This is a genomic window from Streptomyces sp. G7(2002) (genome assembly GCF_028870195.1).
GTDB lineage: Bacteria > Actinomycetota > Actinomycetes > Streptomycetales > Streptomycetaceae > Streptomyces > Streptomyces nigrescens.
In genome coordinates this window covers 6,747,137-6,768,000 of sequence record NZ_CP102609.1, presented here as the reverse complement: position 1 = coordinate 6,768,000, position 20,864 = coordinate 6,747,137, and the positions used below count along the sequence as shown (strand labels likewise).

At 70.9% G+C, this 20,864-nt stretch carries 17 protein-coding genes; 4 read left to right on the top strand and 13 right to left on the bottom strand.

Going from position 1 to position 20,864, the window contains the following annotated elements:
• Positions 1-8: 8 nt before the first annotated feature.
• The 3 genes from NUT86_RS28885 to ureA form a co-directional block, all read right to left on the bottom strand.
• Complete coding sequence (locus NUT86_RS28885) at positions 9-1,049, bottom strand: agmatine deiminase family protein (protein WP_274738304.1); 1,041 nt, start codon at positions 1,047-1,049, stop codon at positions 9-11.
• Between the two features lie 81 nt (positions 1,050-1,130).
• Complete coding sequence (locus NUT86_RS28880; protein ID WP_159485999.1) at positions 1,131-2,825, bottom strand: urease subunit alpha; 1,695 nt, start codon at positions 2,823-2,825, stop codon at positions 1,131-1,133.
• The gene (gene ureA, locus NUT86_RS28875; protein ID WP_274738303.1) at positions 2,822-3,526 is read right to left on the bottom strand and encodes an urease subunit gamma; all 705 of its coding nucleotides are present in this window, start codon (positions 3,524-3,526) and stop codon (positions 2,822-2,824) included. The genes NUT86_RS28880 and ureA overlap by 4 nt, the downstream gene beginning before the upstream one ends.
• Before the next feature lie 243 nt (positions 3,527-3,769).
• Between ureA and NUT86_RS28870 the strand changes: the two genes are divergently transcribed.
• Entirely contained in the window at positions 3,770-5,224 is a 1,455-nt protein-coding gene (locus tag NUT86_RS28870; RefSeq protein ID WP_159486001.1) for a cytosine permease, read from the top strand.
• 85 nt (positions 5,225-5,309) lie between these two features.
• Here NUT86_RS28870 and NUT86_RS28865 read toward each other — a convergent pair whose 3' ends face one another.
• Together NUT86_RS28865 and NUT86_RS28860 are read right to left on the bottom strand one after the other, a co-directional pair.
• A complete protein-coding gene (locus tag NUT86_RS28865) occupies positions 5,310-6,398 on the bottom strand; it encodes a branched-chain amino acid aminotransferase (RefSeq protein ID WP_018087220.1) in 1,089 nt (362 codons plus the stop codon).
• Positions 6,399-6,758: 360 nt separating this feature from the next.
• Positions 6,759-7,799, bottom strand: a complete 1,041-nt coding sequence (locus NUT86_RS28860; RefSeq protein ID WP_026169208.1) for a 3-isopropylmalate dehydrogenase — start codon at positions 7,797-7,799, stop codon at positions 6,759-6,761.
• 129 nt (positions 7,800-7,928) lie between these two features.
• On the opposite strand from NUT86_RS28860, the gene NUT86_RS28855 reads away from it, so the two are divergent.
• A complete protein-coding gene (locus tag NUT86_RS28855) occupies positions 7,929-9,536 on the top strand; it encodes a purple acid phosphatase family protein (protein WP_274738302.1) in 1,608 nt (535 codons plus the stop codon).
• 171 nt (positions 9,537-9,707) lie between these two features.
• Here NUT86_RS28855 and NUT86_RS28850 read toward each other — a convergent pair whose 3' ends face one another.
• Entirely contained in the window at positions 9,708-9,839 is a 132-nt protein-coding gene (locus tag NUT86_RS28850) for a hypothetical protein (protein ID WP_018087223.1), read from the bottom strand.
• A gap of 445 nt (positions 9,840-10,284) precedes the next feature.
• On the opposite strand from NUT86_RS28850, the gene NUT86_RS28845 reads away from it, so the two are divergent.
• Entirely contained in the window at positions 10,285-10,830 is a 546-nt protein-coding gene (locus tag NUT86_RS28845; protein ID WP_274738301.1) for a Uma2 family endonuclease, read from the top strand.
• A 70-nt stretch (positions 10,831-10,900) separates the two neighbouring features.
• On the opposite strand, the gene pruA is transcribed toward NUT86_RS28845, so the two are convergent.
• Positions 10,901-12,532, bottom strand: coding sequence for an L-glutamate gamma-semialdehyde dehydrogenase (pruA, locus tag NUT86_RS28840; protein WP_018087225.1), 1,632 nt, complete (start codon positions 12,530-12,532; stop codon positions 10,901-10,903).
• A 163-nt stretch (positions 12,533-12,695) separates the two neighbouring features.
• A complete protein-coding gene (locus NUT86_RS28835; RefSeq protein ID WP_018087226.1) occupies positions 12,696-13,622 on the bottom strand; it encodes a proline dehydrogenase family protein in 927 nt (308 codons plus the stop codon).
• A 261-nt stretch (positions 13,623-13,883) separates the two neighbouring features.
• Between NUT86_RS28835 and NUT86_RS28830 the strand changes: the two genes are divergently transcribed.
• Positions 13,884-15,251: a PucR family transcriptional regulator gene (locus NUT86_RS28830; RefSeq protein ID WP_274738300.1), complete on the top strand. Its 1,368-nt coding sequence runs from the start codon at positions 13,884-13,886 to the stop codon at positions 15,249-15,251.
• A gap of 121 nt (positions 15,252-15,372) precedes the next feature.
• On the opposite strand, the gene NUT86_RS28825 is transcribed toward NUT86_RS28830, so the two are convergent.
• The 5 genes from NUT86_RS28825 to ilvC form a co-directional block, all read right to left on the bottom strand.
• Positions 15,373-16,026, bottom strand: coding sequence for an RDD family protein (locus NUT86_RS28825; protein ID WP_159486007.1), 654 nt, complete (start codon positions 16,024-16,026; stop codon positions 15,373-15,375).
• Positions 16,027-16,261: 235 nt separating this feature from the next.
• On the bottom strand, positions 16,262-16,861 hold the full coding sequence (locus NUT86_RS28820; protein WP_018087229.1) for a TetR/AcrR family transcriptional regulator: 600 nt from the start codon (positions 16,859-16,861) through the stop codon (positions 16,262-16,264).
• 153 nt (positions 16,862-17,014) lie between these two features.
• Positions 17,015-17,662: a PRC-barrel domain-containing protein gene (locus NUT86_RS28815; RefSeq protein ID WP_018087230.1), complete on the bottom strand. Its 648-nt coding sequence runs from the start codon at positions 17,660-17,662 to the stop codon at positions 17,015-17,017.
• Between the two features lie 301 nt (positions 17,663-17,963).
• Positions 17,964-19,556 (bottom strand): phosphoglycerate dehydrogenase, encoded by a 1,593-nt coding sequence (serA, locus tag NUT86_RS28810; RefSeq protein WP_018087231.1) that lies wholly within the window; start codon positions 19,554-19,556, stop codon positions 17,964-17,966.
• A 257-nt stretch (positions 19,557-19,813) separates the two neighbouring features.
• Positions 19,814-20,812, bottom strand: coding sequence for a ketol-acid reductoisomerase (ilvC, locus tag NUT86_RS28805; RefSeq protein ID WP_018087232.1), 999 nt, complete (start codon positions 20,810-20,812; stop codon positions 19,814-19,816).
• Positions 20,813-20,864: the final 52 nt, after the last annotated feature.

Below are 20,864 nucleotides of genomic sequence, written 5' to 3'. Positions count from 1 at the left end.
TCTGCGGATCAGACCTTCGGCTGCTGCTGGGTGATGCAGTGGATACCGCCACCCGCTGCGAAGATCGTACGGGCGTCCACGAGGGTCACCGTCCGGTCGGGGAAGAGCCGCCGGAAGATCGCGGCCGCCTCCTCGTCGCGCGGGTCGTCGAAGCCGCACAGCACCACGCCATCGTTGCAGAGGTAGTGGTTGATGTAGGAGTAGTCGACCAGCTCACCGTCCTCCTCGATGACGGTCGGGGCGGGCACCTCGATGACCTCCAGCTGCCGGCCCCTGGCGTCGGTGGAGCCGCGCAGCAGCTTGGCGATCTCGGAGCAGATCGCATGGTCGGGGTGGTCCGGGTCGGGCTGGGTGTGGACGAGCACGGTGCCGGGGCGGGCGAAGGCGGCGACGATGTCGACATGGCCGCGGGTGCCGAACTGCCCGTAGTCGGCGGCCAGTCCGCGCGGCAGCCAGATCGCCTTGGTGGTGCCGAGGTGGGCGTGGATCTCGGCCTCCACCTCCTCCTGGGTACGGCCGGGGTTGCGGCCCGGGTCGAGCTGGACGGTCTCGGTGAGCAACACGGTGCCCTCGCCGTCGATGTGGATGCCGCCACCCTCGTTGACCAGCGGGGTCGCGTAACGGCGGGCGTCGGCCAGTGCGCAGACCTGCTCGGCGATCTTCTCGTCGAGGTCCCAGCGGGCCCACTCCTGGGCGCCCCAGCCGTTGAACACCCAGTCGGCGGCGGCGAGTTGTCCCGTGCCGTCGGTGAGGAAGGTGGGGCCGATATCGCGCATCCAGGCGTCGTTGAGCGGGCGTTCGACGATCTCGATGTCCGCGCCGAGCAGCGCGCGGGCGCCTTCCGACTGGCCCGTTCCGGCGACGACGGTGACCGGCTCGAAGCGGCGGACCGCACGGGCGACGGCCGCCCAGGCGCGGCGGGCCCCGGCCAGCGTCTCGCCGCCCTCCTCGCCGAAGGTGAAGCTCGGGCCGGGCCAGGCCATCCAGGTGCGCTCGTGCCGGGCCCACTCCGGGGGCATACGGAAGCCGTCGGCGACAGGGGTGTTCATGCGGAGGTCCTCAGGTCTGTGTCGGTGTGACAGGCGGGGTGTTCACGAGGTCGGCCACGGGGGCCGGTCCACAGGGCGTGGTCACAGGAAATAGAGCCGGGACAGCGACACGGTGTCGGCCGGTTCCGAGCGCATCGGATCACCGTCGAGGGTGACCAGCCCGCTGTTCCCGTCGACCTGGACCTGCCCGACCCGGGAGTTGTGGACGAGGTTGCCGGGGCCGATGCCACGGGTGCCGCGGACGGCGACCCGGCGCCGGCGGGTGGGCATACCGTCACCGCCCTGTTCGGCCGCGGCACGCGCGACGAAGGCGACGGAGATCTCGGCGGGGGTCGCGCCGTACGCCCCGAACTGCGGGCCGAGCACCAGCGGTTCGCAGGTGTCGGTGGCGGCGTTCGGGTCGCCGGTGACGCCGTAGGCGGGGAATCCGGACTTCAGCACCAGCTGCGGTTTGGCGCCGAAGAACTGCGGCTTCCACAGCACGATGTCGGCCATCTTGCCGACCTCGATCGACCCGATCTCGTGCGAGAGGCCATGGGCGATGGCGGGGTTGATGGTGAGCTTGGCGACGTAGCGCAGCACCCGGGCGTTGTCGTCGTGGGCGCCGTCGCCCTGCATCGGGCCGAGTTCGGCCTTCATCTTGCCCGCCATCGCGAAGGTGCGGCGGACGGTCTCGCCCGCGCGGCCCATGCCCTGGGCGTCGGAGGAGGTGATGCCGATCGCCCCGAGGTCGTGCAGCACGTCCTCGGCGCCCATCGTGCCGGCCCGGATGCGGTCGCGGGCCATGGCGGCGTCACCGGGCAGATCGGTCTTCAGGTCGTGGACGGAGACGATCATGCCGTAGTGCTCGGCGACCGCGTCCCGCCCGAAGGGGAGGGTGGGGTTGGTGGAGGAGCCGATGACGTTGGGGACCCCGGCCATCTTGAGGACGTTGGGGACATGACCGCCGCCGCAGCCCTCGATGTGGAAGGCGTGGATGGTGCGGCCGTCCAGCACCCGCAGGGTGTCCTCGACGGTGAGGCACTCGTTGAGGCCGTCGCTGTGCAGCGCGACCTGGACGTCGTGCTCCTCGGCGACCCGCAGCGCGGTGTCCAGGGCGCGGGCATGGGCGCCCATGTCCTCGTGCACCTTGAAGCCGCAGGCGCCGCCCTCGGCGAGCGCCTCGACGAGCGGGGCGTCGCCCGAGGAGGAACCGCGGCCGAGGAAGCCGATGTTGACCGGCCAGGCGTCGAAGGCACTGAAGGCGTGCCCCAGCGCCCAGGGGGAGTTGACGCCGACGCCCCAGACCGGCCCGAATTCCTGGCCGATGATGGTGGTCACGCCGGAGGCCAGCGAGGCCTCCATGACACGCGGCGAGAGCAGATGGACATGGGTGTCGACGGCGCCCGCGGTGGCGATCATGCCCTCGCCGGAGACGATCGACGTACCCGTGCCGACGACGACATCGACACCGTCGAGCGTGTCGGGGTTGCCGGCCCGCCCTATGGCGTGGATGCGGCCCTCGCGGATGCCGATGGACACCTTGCGGATGCCCTGGACCGCGTCGATGACCAGGACGTTGCTGATCACCACGTCGCAGGTCTCGCGGACCGCGGCGGCCTTGAGGAGCAGCCCGTCGCGGGCGGTCTTGCCGAAGCCGGCGAGGAACTCGTCACCGGGCTTCTGGGCGTCGGACTCGACCCGGACGACCAGGCCCGAGTCACCGAGGACGACCCGGTCACCGGCCCGCGGGCCGTGCACCGACGCGTACTCGTGGGGGTCGATGCTGCCCGTCATGCCTTCTCCTCCGCTCCCAGGTAGCCGCAGGCGGCGGCCCGCCGCAGCGCTTCCGTCCTGGCCCCCGGCGCATCCAGCGGGCCGTCGACGAGACCGGCGAAGCCGATCGCGATCCGGTCGCCGCCGATCGGGACCAGACCGACCTCCGAGGCACCGCCGGGGTCGAACCGCACCGACGAGCCGGCCGGGACGCACAGCCGCATGCCGTACGCGGCGCCGCGGTCGAAGTCCAGCCGCGGGTTGGCCTCGAAGAAGTGGAAGTGCGAGGTGACGCTGATGGGCACCGTCGCGGTGTTGCGCACCGTCAGCACCACCGCGGGCGCGGGCTCCGGGTCGGCCGGGCCGGGGAGCACCGCGCCGGGCGCGGGGGTCTGCTCGCTCCGCCCGGCCGACGGGCCGGCGCCGATCGGGTCGCTGACCACCGCGAGCCGGGAGCCGTCGTCGAAGACGGCCTCCACATGCACCTCGGTGACCACGTCGGCCACGCCCGGCAGCACATCGTCCGGGCCGAGCACACCGCGTGCCGCCTCGATGGCCTGAGCGAGGCGGCGCCCGTCCCGCGCCGCCTCGCAGACTGTGTCCGCGATCAACGCGGTCGCCTCGGGCACATTCAGCTTCAGTCCGCGGGCCCGGCGCGTCCGCGCCAGCTCGGCCGCGCCGAACAGCAGCAGCCGGTCGCGTTCCGTCGGGGTCAACCGCATCCCGCCACACCTCCAGCTCGATTTGAGCATCACTCTAACCATGAAAATCGCCAAGAGGAAAGCATTGACCGATGGCCTAGGCATGAGTCACATTGAGCGCTGCTCTAAATATGCGGCGAGTAGAGCGCCGCTCCAATAGATCTCGCTGCGCGGCACGGCCCCGGCGAGCACTGTCCACAGCCCGGAGCACGGCGCACGGAGCGCTGCTCACACACTGTTGTCCGGCCTCTCAGGGGAGCCCTCATGCCGATCGAACAACGCGGAGTCGACACCATCCCGGACGAGGAACGCACCAGCGGCCCTCGCGACCTGATCTCGATCCTGCTCGGGTCGAACCTCGCCCTGGGCGTGGTGATCTTCGGTTGGCTCCCGGTCTCCTTCGGGCTCGGCTTCTGGCCCTCGGTGACCTCCCTGGCGGCCGGCACCCTCGTCGGCACCCTGCTGACCGCCCCGCTCGCGCTGGTCTCGCTGCGCAGCGCCACCAACCTCTCCACCAGCAGCGGTGCCCACTTCGGTGTGCGCGGCCGGCTGATCGGCTCGGTCATCGGCCTGCTGCTGTCGCTGGGCTACACCGCGCTGACCCTGTGGGTCGGCGGCGACGCGGTGGTGGGCTGCCTGCACCGGCTGACCGGACTGCCGACCGGCGGCGCGACCTACGCCCTGGTCTACGCCCTGCTGGCGGGCGCCACCGCCGTCGGCGCGGTCTACGGCTACCGGGTCCTGCTGCGGCTGAGCAAGGTGCTCGCCATCGGGCTGACCGTCCTGCTGGCCCTCGGCGTCGTCGCCTACGCCGACACCTTCACCACCGCCGCACCGCACGGCAGCTCGTATCTGCTCGGCGGCTTCTGGCAGACCTGGCTGCTGGCCGCCGTCTCCGCGGGCCTGAGCGGCCCCATCGCCTTCATCACCCTGCTCGGCGACTACAGCCGCTACATCTCCCCGCGGCGGCACAGCTCCAGGAAGGTCTTCGGCGCCACCTGTCTGGGCCTGATGGTCGGCCTGCTGGTGCCACAGCTCTTCGGGACGTTCACCGCGCTCGCGGTCGGTGCGGGCGCGGACTACGCGGGCCCGCTGGTGGCCGGCGCGCCGCTCTGGTACCTGGCGCTGCTGCTGCTCAACGCCTCGGCCGGCTCCGTCGGCAACGCCGGTCTGATGCTCTACAGCATGGGCCTCGACCTCGATGCGATCCTGCCGCGCGCGACCCGCACCCAGGCCACCTATGTCGTCGCCGCGACCGCGACCGCGCTGGTCTACGCCGGCCACTTCCTGTGGGCGGCCCAGGAGGCGATGACCTCGTTCGTGCTGCTGATGACCGCCGTCGGGACGCCCTGGGCGGTGATCACCGTGATCGGCTTCGCCCGCTGCCGCGGTGCCTACGACCCGGAGTCCCTGCAGGTCTACAACCGCGGCACCCGCGGAGGCGTGTACTGGTACCGGGCGGGCTGGCACGTCCGGGCGACGCTGGCCTGGGCGCTGGGCTCGGCGGTCGGCCTGATGGGCGTGGACACACCGCTCTACCAGGGGCCGCTGCTCCCGCTGACCGGCGGCATCGACCTCAGCTTCCTGCTCGCGGCGGCCGTGGGCGGGGTCGCGTACCTGGCCCTGACCGCCCGGGACCCCCGTCCGGTCGCGGCGCTGCGCACCGCACCGCCCGCTCCCCCGGCCACCGCGGCGGAAATCCCCGCGGAGGCCGGCTGAGCCGGCCCGGACAGGACCGAGGCCGCCGCCGACGCGCTGTCGGGGGCGGCCTGGGTCATGTCCGGGCCCGCATACGGGGGCGGGCTCAGCCCAGCTCGTGCATCCAGCCGTGCTTGTCCTCGGCGACACCCCGCTGGATGTCGAGGAGCGCCTCGCGCAGCTTCAGCGTGACCTTGCCGGGCTCACCGTCGGACTGGGTCCACTCGCCGCCGGCGCTCTTGACCGTGCCGACCGGGGTGATCACGGCGGCCGTGCCGCAGGCGAAGACCTCGGTGAGGGTGCCGTTCGCGGTGTCGGTCTTCCACTGGTCGATGGAGACCCGGGCCTCCTCCGACGCGTAGCCCAGGTCGCGGGCGACGGACAGCAGGGAGTCACGGGTGACCCCGGCGAGCAGCGAGCCGGTCAGGGTGGGGGTGACGATCTTGTCGCCGTAGACGAAGTACAGGTTCATCCCGCCGAGCTCCTCGACCCACTTGTGCTCCACGGCGTCGAGGTAGGCGACCTGGTCGCAGCCCTGCGCGGCGGCCTCGGCCTGCGCGAGCAGCGACGCGGCGTAGTTGCCGCCGGTCTTGGCGTCACCCATGCCGCCGGGGACGGCGCGCACCCGGTTCTCGGACAGCCAGATGGAGACCGGCTTGACGCCGCCGGCGAAGTACGCGCCCGCGGGCGAGGCGATGACCACGAAGAGGTACTCGTTGGCGGGCTTCACGCCCAGGCCGACCTCGGTCGCGATCATGAACGGGCGCAGGTAGAGCGACTCCTCGCCGCCGTGCGCGGGCACCCAGTCCTTGTCCTGCTGGACGAGCAGGTCGCAGGCCTCGATGAAGGTCTCGACGGGCAGCTCCGGCATGGCCAGCCGGCGTGCGGAGGCCTGGAAGCGCCGGGCGTTGGCGTCCGGGCGGAAGGTGGCGACGGAGCCGTCGGGCCGGCGGTACGCCTTGAGGCCCTCGAAGATCTCCTGGGCGTAGTGCAGGACATTGGTCGCCGGGTCGAGGGAGAGCGGGCCGTACGGCACGAGCTGTCCGTCGTGCCAGCCGCGGCCCTCGGTCCACTTGATCGTCACCATGTGGTCGGTGAAGTGGCGGCCGAAGCCGGGGGCGGCCAGGATCTGCTCCCGCTCCGCGTCGGACAGCGGGTGCGAGGAGGGCTTGAGCTCGATCGTGGGCGTCGTCATGAATGCATGTCCTTCACTGCGTGTGCGATACCTGGGGGTACCTCCCAGCGTCGGCTGGGGAGCATCACCGGCCCAGCCCTCCGGCCGGGGGTAAGGGGTTCGGCCCCCACCGTGCGGTTGTGGCGGCCGCGCCCATGAGGGCTCTTGAACGTACCGGTCGTTACTGGGACGTCCGAGTTTCCTCGCGGGCAACGATGCCACGTCCGATTATCGCCCGTGGGTCCGCGCCGCCGGAACCGCGTGCGCGGTCCGGGTCCGATGGTCGCACCCGACCGTGCCGTGCCCCCGGCCGGGCCCACGCGAACAGCGCCGGCCCTGGGAGGCCCGGCGCTGTCCATGGTGCGTGAGTGCGCGAGGGGCCTAGCCCGCTACTCGTGCGGCCAGTGCGTCACCGATCTCGTCGGTGCTCCGCGCCGATCCGTCCCTGGCCTCCAGATCGGTGGCCACGGCCTCCTCGATGCGGGCGGCCTGCGGCTCGTAGCCGAGGTGGCGCAGCAGCAGCGCGACGGAGAGGATCGTGGCCGTCGGGTCGGCCTTGCCGGTGCCCGCGATGTCCGGCGCGGAGCCGTGCACCGGCTCGAACATCGAGGGGAAGTCGCCGGTCGGGTTGATGTTCCCGGAGGCGGCCAGGCCGATACCGCCGGTGACGGCAGCGGCGAGGTCGGTGAGGATGTCGCCGAAGAGGTTGTCGGTGACGATCACGTCGAACCGCTCGGGCTGGGTGACGAAGAAGATCGTCGCGGCGTCGACGTGCAGGTAGTCGGTGGTGACCTCGGGGTACTCCTGGCCGACCTTGTCGAAGATGTTCTTCCACATGTGGCCCGCGTACACCAGCACATTGTTCTTGTGCACCAGCGTCAGCTTCTTGCGCGGGCGGGCGTTGGCCCGCTCATAGGCGTCGCGGACGACCCGCTCCACGCCGTAGGCGGTGTTGAGGCTGACCTCGGTGGCGACCTCGGCGGGGGTGCCGGTGCGCAGGCTGCCGCCGTTGCCGGTGTAGGGGCCTTCGGTGCCCTCGCGGACGACGATGAAGTCGATGTCGGGGCGGCCGGCGAGCGGCGTGGAGGTGTTCGGGAAGAGCTTCGACGGGCGCAGGTTGACGAAGTGGTCGAAGGCGAAGCGGAGCTTGAGCAGCAGACCGCGCTCCAGCACCCCGGAGGGTACGGACGGGTCGCCGATCGCGCCGAGCAGGATGGCGTCGTGCTGCTTGAGCGCCTCCAGCTCCGCGTCGGGGAGGGTCTCACCGGTCGCATGCCATCGCCGGGCACCGAGGTCGTACTCCTTGGTTTCCAGCTTGACGTCCTGCGGGAGGACCGCGGTCAGGACCTTCAGGCCCTGGGCCACGACTTCCTGGCCGATACCGTCACCGGGGATCACTGCGAGGCGAATGCTGCGAGACATGTCTGGACCCTACTCTCCGTCCCATTGATTGACACGTAACGTCCGCCATACGGACACATGGGGAGCCGGTCAGCTGCCGTTCACCCCATGTCCCCACTGCGGTCGGGTCACGCTGAGAAATTCGGCGGCATGACTGGAAATCCCCGTGGGGCCGCCCCCCTGCCCTCGCACACCCCCCGCGTCGGCATCCCGGAGCAGTTGGCGGCCCGGATGAGCATGCCGGAACAGCATGACTACCTCCGTACGAAGCTGAGCCGCAGAGGCCTGCTGCGTACCTCGGCCGCCACCGCGGGAGTCGTCGCGGGCTCCGGACTGCTGGCCGGTTCGGCCCAGGGCGTCTCGCCCACACTGCTGTCCTCGCCCACCACGGCCGCCGTCGACGGTTCGCTGGTCGCCCCCTTCGGCCGCCATCTGGCCTTCGGCGCCGACCCCAAGAGCCAGATGCGGGTGAGCTGGCAGGTGCCGTTCGCGGTCAAGCGGCCGTATCTGCGGGTGGGAATCGAGCCCTGGGACCTGGGGCGCAAGATCGAGGCCGAGGTCCGCGATCTGCACACCCCGTCGCTGTCCGCGAAGCTGCCGGCCGTGCAGCAGTACTACCTGCACGCCGCGCTGGACGGACTGCGCCCGGGAACGACGTACTACTACGGCGTCGGCCACGAGGGCTTCGACCCGGCCGACCCGCGCCACTTCTCCACCGTCGGCACCTTCCGTACCGCCCCGGCCCGTCCCGAGGCCTTCGTCTTCACCGCCTTCGGCGACCAGGGAGTGAGCTACCACGCCCTGGCCAACGACCAGTTGATCCTGGGTCAGAACCCGTCCTTCCACCTGCACGCGGGCGACATCTGCTACGCGGACACCGACGGCGACGGCTCCGAGCACGACGCCTACGACGCCCGGGTCTGGGACCAGTTCCTCGCGCAGACCGAGTCGGTGGCCAAGTCCGTGCCGTGGATGGTGACCACCGGCAACCACGACATGGAGGCCTGGTACTCCCCCAACGGCTACGGCGGCCAGAACGCCCGCTGGACGCTGCCCGGCAACGGCCCGGACGCCAAGAACGCCCCCGGCGTCTACTCGTTCACCTACGGCAACACCGCGGTCGTCGCCCTGGACGCCAACGACATCTCCTACGAGATCCCCGCCAACCAGGGCTACACCGACGGCCGGCAGACCCGCTGGCTCGACCGCCGCCTGGGCGAGCTGCGCGCCGCCGACGGCATCGACTTCCTCGTGGTCTTCTTCCACCACTGCGCCTTCTCCACCACCAACTCCCACGCCTCCGACGGCGCGGTGCGCGACGCCTGGCTGCCGCTGTTCGAGAAGCACCAGGTGGACCTGGTCGTCAACGGCCACAACCACGTCTACGAGCGGACCGACGCCCTCAAGAGCGGGCGGGTCGCCAAGAAGATGCCGATCGGCGCGAGCGTGGACACCACCCGCGAGGGCATCGTGTACGTGACCGCGGGCGGCGCGGGCCGGGCCCTCTACGACTTCCCCGTGCCGGACAGCTACGAGGGGCACGTCAAGGACCTCGACCACGTGGACACCTACCACTGGTCCAAGGGCCAGAAGAAGACCAAGGAAACCGTGGAGTGGTCCCGGGTCCGCTACACCGGCTACTCCTTCATCGCCGTCGAGGTCACACCGGGCCACCACCCGCGGATGAAGGTCACCGCCCTCGCCGAGTCCGGCGAGCGCATCGACCACTTCGAGGTGACCCGCTCGCCCGCGCGGTAGCCAGGGGACGATCGCCTGTAGGGGCGCCCGGGATCCGGGCGCCCCGCACGTTCAGGACGCGTTCAAGAGAGAAAGAGCCACCGGGCCACGGACAGCCGGATCCGCCAGCAGCAGCGGCAGGGCATCGACGCCGGCCTGGACAGGACCGACCCGGGTCGCGCACGCATCGGCTCAGTGCCCGGTGGAGCCGCCGTTGTCACGGCGGTCGAGGGCACGCTGGAGGGCGGCCGCGGCATTCCTGCGGTCGGCGTCGCCGGTCGTACGGGCGGAGTGACGGGTCCTGCGGACGGCAGTCTCAGCCATGATTCACGTCTCCTAAGCCAGAGCCCCGAGATGAAATGGGATGCGTCGATCCACAAGCGGCCGGAAGAGGCGGGGGCCTCGGCACGGCAGGGGTCACCTGCGCTTGCGCACCGGGCCGCATCCGCACTCGCTCGATGGAGCGTTACGTTCGGCTCCTACAACGCTAGGACAGCTCGGCCGTGATGTCTGCACAATTACTTGGGCTTCCTACTATCTGAGACGGCAGGCGTGTGCTCGAACGAGTGATCCGGGAACATTCGCTGGTCATGGCGGTCCCGGCGCTCCCTAGCGTGGCGGTGTCGCTTGTGCCACCAGGCCGAGCCCGCCCGCACTGAGGAGGTGCTGCACCATGACCGCGCTCACGCAGGAAAAGCCCGTGACGACGCCAGAGGCCACGACACCCGGGCCCGATCTGGATGAGGTCCTGTGACAGGCATGGAAAGCCATGGAACCCCCCGAGGGCCTTCACGCCGAGATCTTCGAGGGGTCCATCAAGGTGTCGCCCACCGGACGTTTTGCACACGGCCAGATCGCCAACCGGCTTCGCCGGGCCGTCGACAGGCACCTGGACGAGGGTGAATGGGCCGCGTACCAAGACATCAACGTCGTTCACGATCGCAAGGTCTGGATCCCTGACTGCTTCATCGCGCCGGAAGACTCCGAGGCGCATGTCACCGATGACGGCATCGGCATCAAGGCGTCCGCCGTCCACTTGATCGTGGAGGTGCTCTCGCCAGGTCACGATGGCACCGAGCGTGACCGGGAGCCCAAGCGCCGTGCCTACGCAGGCGCCGGCATCCCCGTCTACGTCCTCATCGATGACTACGACGGCCATGGCACGGTCACCGTGCTCGCCGCACCGCGCCCCGACGAGGCGGTCTACACGGACGTGCACCGCGTGGCGTGCGGCATCGACGTGATCATCCCCGAAGGCCCCGCCAAGGGCTTCGTCATCGGCGAGGCGATCACCGGCCCGGCGCGGGGCGCCTGAAGCAACGCCGAACGGCCCGGCGCCCCCGGGGAGAGGGGAGCCGGGCCGTCGGCGTGCGGCCGGTCGGACGTCAGCCCATGTGCGGGTAGCGGTAGTCCGTCGGCGGGACCAGGGTCTCCTTGATGGAGCGGGTCGAGGTCCAGCGCATCAGGTTCTGCTTGGCGCCGGCCTTGTCGTTGGTGCCGGACGCACGGCCGCCGCCGAAGGGCTGCTGGCCGACGACGGCGCCGGTCGGCTTGTCGTTGATGTAGAAGTTGCCGGCCGCGAAGCGCAGCACCTCACAGGTGCGGGCCGCCTCGGCACGGTCCTGGGCGATGACGCAACCGGTCAGGCCGTACGCCGAGGCGGACTCCATCTGGGTGAGCATCGCGTCGTAGTCGGCGTCGTCGTAGACGTAGACGCCGAGGATCGGACCGAAGTACTCGTCCTTGAAGATCTCGTTCTCCGGGTCGGTGGAGACCAGGACCGTCGGGCGGACGAAGTAGCCCTCGCTGTCGTCGTACGTACCGCCGGCCACGACCTCGACGGTCGGGTCGGCCTTGGCACGGTCGATCGCCGCCTTGTTCTTGGCGAACGAGCGCTCGTCGATGACGGCGCCGATGAAGTTCGACAGGTCGGAGACATCGCCCATGGCGAGGGCGTCGACCTCGGCCGCGAACTCCTCCTTGAGGCCGCTGTTCCACAGCGAGGCCGGGACGTAGGCGCGGGAGGCCGCGGAGCACTTCTGGCCCTGGAACTCGAAGGCGCCACGGGTCATGGCGGTCTTCAGCACGGCGCGGTCGGCCGACGGGTGGGCGACGATGAAGTCCTTGCCGCCGGTCTCGCCGACGAGCCGCGGGTAGGTCTTGTAGTTCTCGATGTTGATGCCGACCGTCTTCCACAGGTACTGGAAGGTCTTGGTCGAACCCGTGAAGTGGATGCCCGCCAGGTCGGGGTGGGTCAGTGCCACCTCGGAGACGTCCTTGCCGTCGCCGGTGACGAGGTTGATGACGCCCTTGGGCAGCCCGGCCTCCTCCAGCAGCTGCATCAGCAGCACGGCGGCGTAGGTCTGCGTCGGGGACGGCTTCCAGACCACGACGTTGCCCATGAGCGCGGGCGCGGTCGGGAGGTTGCCGGCGATCGCGGTGAAGTTGAACGGCGTGATCGCGTAGACGAAGCCCTCAAGAGGACGGTGGTCCGAGCGGTTCCAGACACCCGGGGAGTTCGCCGGGGGCTGCTCGGCGAGGATCTGGCGCGCGAAGTGCACGTTGAAGCGCCAGAAGTCGATCAGCTCACACGGGGTGTCGATCTCGGCCTGCTGGGCGGTCTTGGACTGGCCGAGCATGGTGGCGGCGGCCAGCGTCTCGCGCCAGGGGCCGGAGAGCAGGTCCGCGGCCTTGAGGATGATCGCGGCACGGTCGTCGAAGGACATCGCGCGCCAGGCCGGGGCGGCGGCCAGCGCGGCGTCGACCGCGTCCTGGGCGTCCTTGACCGTCGCGTTGGCGTACGTGCCGAGACGGGCGGAGTGGTTGTGCGGCTGAACGACGTCGAAGCGCTCGCCGCCGCCCATCCGGTGCTCGCCGCCGATGGTCATCGGCAGCTCGATCGGGTTGCCGGCCAGCTCCTTGAGCTTGGCCTCCAGGCGGGAACGCTCCGGGCTGCCGGGGGCGTAGGTGTGGACCGGCTCGTTCACCGGCACGGGGACCTGGGTCACAGCGTCCATAGCGGCCGTGTCTCCTTCGATTTCGCTCGTCGGTTTTCGTACGTCGGTGGTGCGGCCGCGGCCGCTTCGGGTGGGCGGCTGCGGGCGGCGCCGTCCGGGAGCATCCCCCGGCTTCCAGCATCCACCCGCGCCCGCCTCCGCGGGGCGATCAGGCGCGAGGCGATCAGCCGCGGGTCGCCAGCGACCTCAAGAAGAACGCGAGGTTCGCGGGGCGCTCGGCCAGGCGGCGCATGAAGTAGCCGTACCAGTCGGTGCCATAGGGGATGTACACCCGCATACGGTGTCCCTCGGCGACCAGCCGCTGCTGCTCGGCCTCGCGGATGCCGTACAGCATCTGGAATTCGTAGTCGGCCGGCTTGCGGCCGTTGCGGTGCGCCAGCTCCTGGCCGATGGCCACCATCCGCGGGTCGTGCGACCCGATCATGGGGTAGCCCTCCCCCGCCATCAGGATCTTCAGGCACCGCACATAGGCCTTGTCGACCTCCCGCTTGTCCTGGAAGGCGACGGTCGCGGGCTCCTTGTACGCACCCTTGACCAGCCGCACCCGGGAGCCTTCCCCGGCGAGCGCATGGCAGTCGTCCTCGGTGCGGAAGAGGTAGGACTGCAGCACCGCACCCGTCTGGGGAAAGCGTTCCCGCAGGTCGGCGAGGATCGCGAGGGTGGAGTCGACCGTGGTGTGGTCCTCCATGTCGAGGGTCACGGTCGTACCGGCCTCGGCGGCGGCCTCGACCACCGGGGTGACGTTCTTCAGCGCCAGTTCGTGGCCGCCGGCCAGCGCCTGACCGAAAGCGGACAGCTTGACCGACATCTCGGCCTTGACGCCGAGTCCGTGCTCCTTGAGGGCCGCGGCCAGCTGGAGGTAGGCATCGCGGTTGCGCAGCGCCTCGGCCGGGTCGGTGATGTCCTCGCCCAGGTGGTCGAGGGTGACCTCCAGGCCTCGCGCGGCCAGGGACCGCACGGCCGCCATGGACTCGTCCAGACGCTCTCCGGCGACGAACCGGTCCACCACGGGCCGGGTGACCGGAGCGGCCGCCACAAGCCGGCGGATGCTGTCACTGCGCGCTGCGGCCAGGAGCACGGGACCCAGCATGGGCACCTCCACGATTCAGAGTGACAAGTACCGGGCGGACACCGGGCGGGCGAACGCGTCGGCAATATTGAGCCACCTGAAACTTAAGGATCGCGCTACTTCCCGGCCATCGACAGCTGTCACGCCTTCGTGGTCGGGATCTCAGACAGATGTATGAGAATGAGGGTGAGGTGACCGTGCCAGTGGTGACAGTGGTGTGAGAGGTGTCCGAGACACCGGCGATGCCGGTGGTGTGACGACAGGAGAGGAGCCGGGCGGGCGATGCGGGGCGATTACCAGCAGCTCGTGGACGAGATCTCGGCGGCGCTCGGCGCACCGGCGACGCTGGAGGACCGGGATTTCGGACTGATCGCGTTCGGCGCGCACGAGGGCGACGACGACGAGGTGATGGACCCGGTCCGCACCCGCTCGATCCTCCAGCGCCGCTCCTCGGCGGCGGTACGGGCCTGGTTCGAGGCCTTCGGCATCGCCCGCGCCAAGACCGCGCTGCGCATTCCGCCGGACCCGGCCGCCGGGGTCTTCAAGGGCCGCATCTGTCTGCCCGTACGCCATCGGGGCATCGTGCACGGCTACGTCTGGCTGCTGGACGACGGGCATCTGACCGACCTCGAACTGGGCAGCCGGGGCACGCCGCCCGACCCGCGGATCGCGCAGGCGATGGAGAGCGCCGCCCGGATCGGCGCCCTGCTGGCCGACGAGGCCCGCGCCGGGTCCGAACTCGGCGATCTGCTGCGGGAGTTGCTGGCCGCCCCGCCCGACGGACAGCCGGCCGCTGCGGCCGCGCTGCGCGATGCGCTGCGGGACAGCCTGCGCTTCACCCCGGGCGCCCCGCTCACCCTGGTCGCGGTGGTGCCCTGGGACACCTCGGACACCGACGCGGCGCCGCTGCCGAGCCTTCCGGGCCTGCTCGCGGCGTGTGCGCTGCCGGCGGGCGGCGGCCCGGCGGACGGCCCGGCCGCGGGCGCGGACGAGCCGGAGCCCGCGGCGCGCCCCGGCTCGGGACGCAACGGCCGCGCCGGGTCCGCCGTCCTCCCGCACTCCGCTGCGCCCGTGCCCGCCCTGGCCGCGCTGGTGCGTCTGCGCGCGTCCGGCGCGTCCGCCCCGGCCCACACGGTGGCCGAACATCTGCTGCGCTCCCCGCGCGCGTCCGCCGGACCGGCCGAGGGGCGGGCGCCGCGCGGTGGCGCGCGCGACGGCTCCGCGCATCCCCCGCCGCCGCGGCCGGGCGCCGCCGGAATCGGCCTCGGCACAAGGGAGTTGACCGACCTTCCGGCCACCTGGCGGGAAGCGCTGGACGCGGCCCGCGCGGCCCATGCCGAGCCCCGGCTGGGCCCGATCACCCAATGGGACGCCATCGGCCCGTACCGCATGCTGACCGCCCTGCCGGGCACCGCACCCGACCCGGCCATCGGCCCGCTGCTGGCCCCCGCCCACGCGGAACTCGCGCGCACCGCCGAGGTGTTCCTCGACTGCGCGGGCCAGGCGAGCCGCACCGCACACGCCCTGGGCATCCACCGGCAGACGCTCTACTACCGCCTGGGCCGGGTGGAGAAGCTGACCGGCCTCGATCTGGACGACGGCGAGCACCGGCTGCTGCTGCACATGGCGCTCAAGGCGGCGCGGTTGTGAACGGCGCGGGACGGTCCGCCGTGAATGGCGCGGGACGGTCCGCAGCCCCCTGCACAAGCCTCTGACCTCGGCCTTCGGGCCCGCGGAGAGCGTCCGTCCCCTCGCTCACCCGGCTCAGCGCTCACTCCGGTAGCGAGGCGGCCGGCGGACGGGGCGGGCGGAGCCGGTCCTCGGGGTCGGTGATGACCAGCGTGGTGGCCATCTTGTCCCACAGCTCCTGCCGGTTGCGGTCCCAGAGCAGCCAGAAGTAGGGGATGAGGAGAGTGACGGAGGCGAGGAGTCCGATGATGCCCTTGGCGATGAACTCACGGAAGAACATCCGCCACCAGCGGGCCGCGCGGGCCTCCGGAATGTAGATGACCCGCATGTGCAGCAGTTGCTTGGCCGGGGTCTGACCCCGCGGGAAGACGAGGAAGGCCCAGATGAGCCAGCCGATGTACAGCGTGCAGATCATCAGGAGGTTTTCGAGCAGGAACCCGCCGAACCGGAGCCCCACGGTGGACAGGTGTATCCCGTGCGGAAGCACCATGACCTGCCCGCAGAACTGACAGGTGAGCTCACCCTCCACCGGGCCCCCGCAGACGGGGCACACGGTGGGCGCGGCGACCGGGGCGTAGGCACGTGCGGACGCCGGTCCCCGCTGCGACCATCGCGGTGCCGGCCGCGGGCCGGTCCGAGGCGGGTGCTCCGCGTTCTTCTGCTCCGCCTTCTTCTGCTCCGCCTTCTTCTGCTCTGCCGACTTCTGCTCTGCCGGATCGTGCGGATTCTCGGTCATGCGCAGGCCCTTCGTCACCGGCATCCAGTGAGCAGGGACTGGCGTGCCGTGGAGGGTGGATCGGCCGCTCAGCACCCACGGGCGCCGGCCGGGTGGAGGGCCGGCCCTGTACTGACGGCCGCTCAACCACGGTTCACCACGCCCGCGGGCGTCGACTGCGCAACCTCTTCACTTCAGGACAGCACGCAGGACAAGCCGCCGCAAATCTCCACCGGACGGGCGCCCGGGGCGTCCGTCACTCCTTCTTGCCCAGCACCTCGCCCGCGGTGACCCGGCGCAGCGCGGTCGCCAGGTCCCGGCCGGAGGGCATGGCCTCCGGCGTGAGCAGCGACTGGACCATCAGGCCGGTGAGCAGGGCCTGATAGAAGGAGCCGACGACACGGGCCGCCTCCGCGTCGACCTCGGTGTCCGGCACCCCTTCGAAGACCGCGACGAGCCCCTCGCCGCCCTCCGGGAGCACCTCACCGATCGCCTCGCGCAGGGCCGCGTCGCGCGGCAGCAGCCCCAGCACCTCGACCTGCGCGGCGATGAACTCCCGTTCCGTGGCGATCCGTTGCAGGAACAGGTCCCAGACCGCGGCGAACCGCTCCAGCGGAGCGGCGTCCTCCGGCACCGCCTCGTCGGCGCCCGGCACCTGGGCGACACCGGCCCCCCACTCCTCGCTGGACGCGATGATCGCCTGGCGCATCAGGGCGTCCTTGGAGCCGTAGTGGTATCCGATGGACGCGAGGTTGGCGCCGGACGCGGCCACGATGTCGCGGGCGGTGGTGCGCGCGTATCCCTTCTCCAGGAGGCAGCGCTTGGCGCCCTCCAGAAGATCTTCACGGTGTCCCATGAGGGCAGCCTATCGCCGCACATACGCTCGTACCAGACACCCGTTTTAGACGTACGTATACGTCGCTTGCCACGCCCCGCGAAGGGCGGTGGCCGGAGAGTGGATGTGCGACCGCGGCCTTCGCCGCTCGCCGGGCCGGACACCCCACCCGGGTCAGCGCGGCCGGTCCGGCCCCTCGCGCCCGCCGCCCGTACCGTCGTCGCGCCCCTTTTCCCGCTCGCCCGGGTGGCGGCCTCTCTCGCGCTCCTCGGCGCCGGTCTCGGGCATCTGCTCCTTGCCGCGCGCGGTGTCGCCGGTGTCGCCCGCCTGCGGTCCGGCCCGGGTACCGGCTCCCGCGCCCGCTCCCGCGCCCGCCCCGGCCATCGGCCCCTCGATCAGCTTGTTGCGCTCGCCGCCCGTGGGGGTGGGAGGCCCGGTGTCCCCGGTCGCCCGGGGGCCGGGCCGGGACGTGGGGCCGGCCGCATCCGGGGCGGCCATGCCCGGCCGGGTCATCCCGTAGTGGCGGTACAGCTCCTCTTCCTCGGAGGGGTCGAGATGGCCGTTGGCGTCGATCCGCGGTGCGTTCTTGATCGTGGCCTTGGCGTGCGGAACATGCAGTTCGTCGCCGGTCCGCCGGGCGCCGGCGAGCGGGATGAAGGTCTCCTTCATGCCGAACAGCCCGGTGCGCACCGTGATCCACTCGGGCTCGTTGGTGGCATCGTCCCGGTAGACCTGCTGGACCGTGCCCACCTTTGCACCGTCCGCATCGACCACGTGCAAGCCGGTCAGACTCTGCGGGGCGTCCCCCAGGGGTGCGTTCATGGCGTCTCTCTCCTTCCGCACGCACCGGCGGGGGCACGCGCAGTTCCCATTGCGCGACGCGAACATCTCCCCAGCGACTCGGGAGGACCGGCGGCCGACGGCCCCGGCGGCCCCACGACCGCGCCGACGGCCCCCGCGACCTCACCCTCGGATAGGCCATTCGGGTGAATGGTTGAGGTGTGAGACCTCGCCGGGCGCCCGGTCGCGGACCGCGACGGCGCCCGTACGATGCGGGCACGCAAACGGGCCCGGACCCCGCACAAGCGGGGCCCGGGCCCGTTGACCTGCGAAGACCTGGCGGTCAGTCGCCGAGGTTCACCGCGCGCACCGAGGTCGCGCCGATCTCCTCGGCGATCTCGCTGAGCACGTTCGGCGGAATGGTGTCGTCGACGGTCAGCGCGACCAGCGCCTCACCACCGACATCGGCCCGCGAGACCTGCATATTGCCGATGTTGATGCCGGCCTCGCCCAGGATCTTGCCGACGGTGCCGACGACACCGGGGCGGTCGCTGTAGCGCAGGAACGCCATGTGGTCGGCGAGCGCCAGGTCGATGGAGTGCTCCCCGACGGCGACGACCTTCTGGATGTTCTTGTGACCGGCGAGCGTGCCGGAGATCGACACCTCGTCGCCGCCCGCGAGGGTGCCGCGCACCGTCACGACGTTGCGGTGCTCGGGCGACTCGCTGCTGGTCGTCAGCCGCACCTCCACGCCGCGCTCCTGCGCGAACAGCGGGGCGTTGACGTAGGAGACCGTCTCGTCCACGACGTCCTCGAAGACGCCCTTGAGCGCGGAGAGTTCCAGCACCTTGACGTCGTGCTGGGTGATCTCGCCGTACACCTCGACATCGAGGCGCATGGCGACCTCGCCGGCCAGCGCGGTGAAGATCCGGCCGAGGCGCTCGGCCAGCGGCAGTCCGGGCTTGACGTCCTCGGCGATCACCCCGCCCTGGACGTTGACCGCGTCCGGCACCAGCTCGCCGGCCAGCGCCAGCCGCACCGACCTGGCGACCGCGATACCGGCCTTCTCCTGCGCCTCACCCGTCGACGCACCGAGGTGCGGGGTGGCGACGACCTGGTCGAACTCGAAGAGCGGCGAATCGGTGCAGGGCTCGGTCGCGTAGACGTCCAGGCCCGCGCCGGCCACCCGGCCCTCCTTCAGCGCGCTGGCCAGCGCCGCCTCGTCGACGATCCCGCCCCGCGCGGCGTTGACGATCCGGACCGACGGCTTGACCTTGTGCAGCGCCTCGTTCCCGATGAGACCGACGGTCTCCGGGGTCTTGGGGAGGTGCACCGTGATGAAGTCCGAGACCTGGAGCAGCTCGTCGAGCGTAAGCAGCTTGACGCCCATCTGCGCGGCACGGGCCGGCTGGACGTAGGGGTCGTAGGCGACGACCTTCATGCCGAACGCCGACATCCGCTGGGCGACCAGGACGCCGATCCGGCCGAGGCCGACCACACCGAGGGTCTTCTCGCTGAGCTCGACGCCGGTGTACTTGCTGCGCTTCCACTCGCCGTTCTTCAGGGCGGTGTTGGCCTGGGGGATATTGCGGGCCGTGGCGACCAGCAGACCGCAGGCCAGCTCGGCGGCGGTGACGATGTTGGAGGTCGGGGCGTTGACGACCATCACGCCGGCCTTGGTGGCGGCGGAGACATCGACATTGTCCAGGCCCACACCCGCGCGGGCGACGACCTTCAGCTTCTTGGCGGCGGCAATGGCCTCGGCGTCGACCTTCGTCGCGCTGCGCACGAGGATGGCGTCGACATCGGCAATCGCGGGGAGCAGCTCGGCGCGGTCCGCGCCGTTGCAGTGCCGGATGTCGAAGTCCGGACCGAGGGCGTCGACCGTGGCGGGCGACAGCTCTTCGGCGATCAGTACGACAGGTTTCGAGCTCACGTGGTCTTCAGTCCTCACTAGTCCTTCGCGGACGGCCGTCCCGACGGCCGAAGGCGGTGAAGGGGGCATGCCGCGTGGAAGACGCACGACGCTGTGAGCCTGACGCGCTTGTGCTTGGCAGTGTAGTGGCGGTGGGGGGCGCGTCCTGTGCCGATGCGGAAGGATCACCCGTGCGTGGTTCTACGCGGCGGACAAGGCGCCGCGGGGCGCCATGGACGAGGGGGCCGCAGCATCGCCGCGACCCCCTGTCCCCGGGCTTACGCCTCGTCGTCCACCCAGCTCATCAGCTTGCGGAGCTTCTTGCCCGTGGTCTCGAGCAGGTGGTCCTCGTCGGCCTTCTTGTACTCGTTGTACTTCGGCAGACCGGCGTTGTACTCGGCCATCCAGTTGTTGGCGAAGGTGCCGTCCTGGATCTCGGCGAGCACCTTCTTCATCTCGGCCTTGGTCTGGTCGGTGATGATGCGGGGACCGGTGATGTAGTCGCCCCACTCGGCGGTCTCGGAGACCGACCAGCGCATCTTCTCCAGGCCGCCCTCGTACATCAGGTCCACGATCAGCTTCAGCTCGTGGAGGCACTCGAAGTACGCGATCTCCGGCTGGTAGCCCGCCTCGACCAGGGTCTCGAAGCCGGCCTTGACCAGCGCCGAGGCGCCACCGCAGAGCACGGCCTGCTCACCGAACAGGTCGGTCTCGGTCTCCTCGGTGAAGGTGGTCTTGATGACGCCGGCGCGGGTGCCGCCGATGCCCTTGGCGTAGGAGAGCGCCAGCTCGAACGCCTTGCCCGAGGCGTCCTGCTCGACACCCGCGATGCACGGCACACCGCGGCCTTCCTCGTACTGGCGGCGGACCAGGTGGCCCGGGCCCTTGGGGGCCACCAGCGCGACGTCCACGTTGGCCGGCGGCTTGATGAAGCCGTAGCGGATGTTCAGACCGTGGCCGAAGAACAGCGCGTCGCCGTCCTTCAGGTGGTCCTTGATGGACTCCTCGTAGACCTTGGCCTGGATCGGGTCCGGCACCAGGATCATGATGACGTCGGCCTCGGCGGCCGCCTCGGCCGGCGTCACCACGCGCAGGCCCTGCTCCTCGGCCTTGGCCTTGGACTTGGAACCCTCGTGCAGACCGACCCGCACATCGACGCCCGAGTCACGCAGCGACAGCGCGTGGGCGTGGCCCTGGCTTCCGTAGCCGATGACCGCGACCTTGCGGTTCTGGATGATGGACAGGTCGGCATCGTCGTCGTAGAACAGCTCGGCCACTTCGGGTATCTCCTTGGATCTAGCGGGGTGCCCACACAGTACGTCGGGCGGG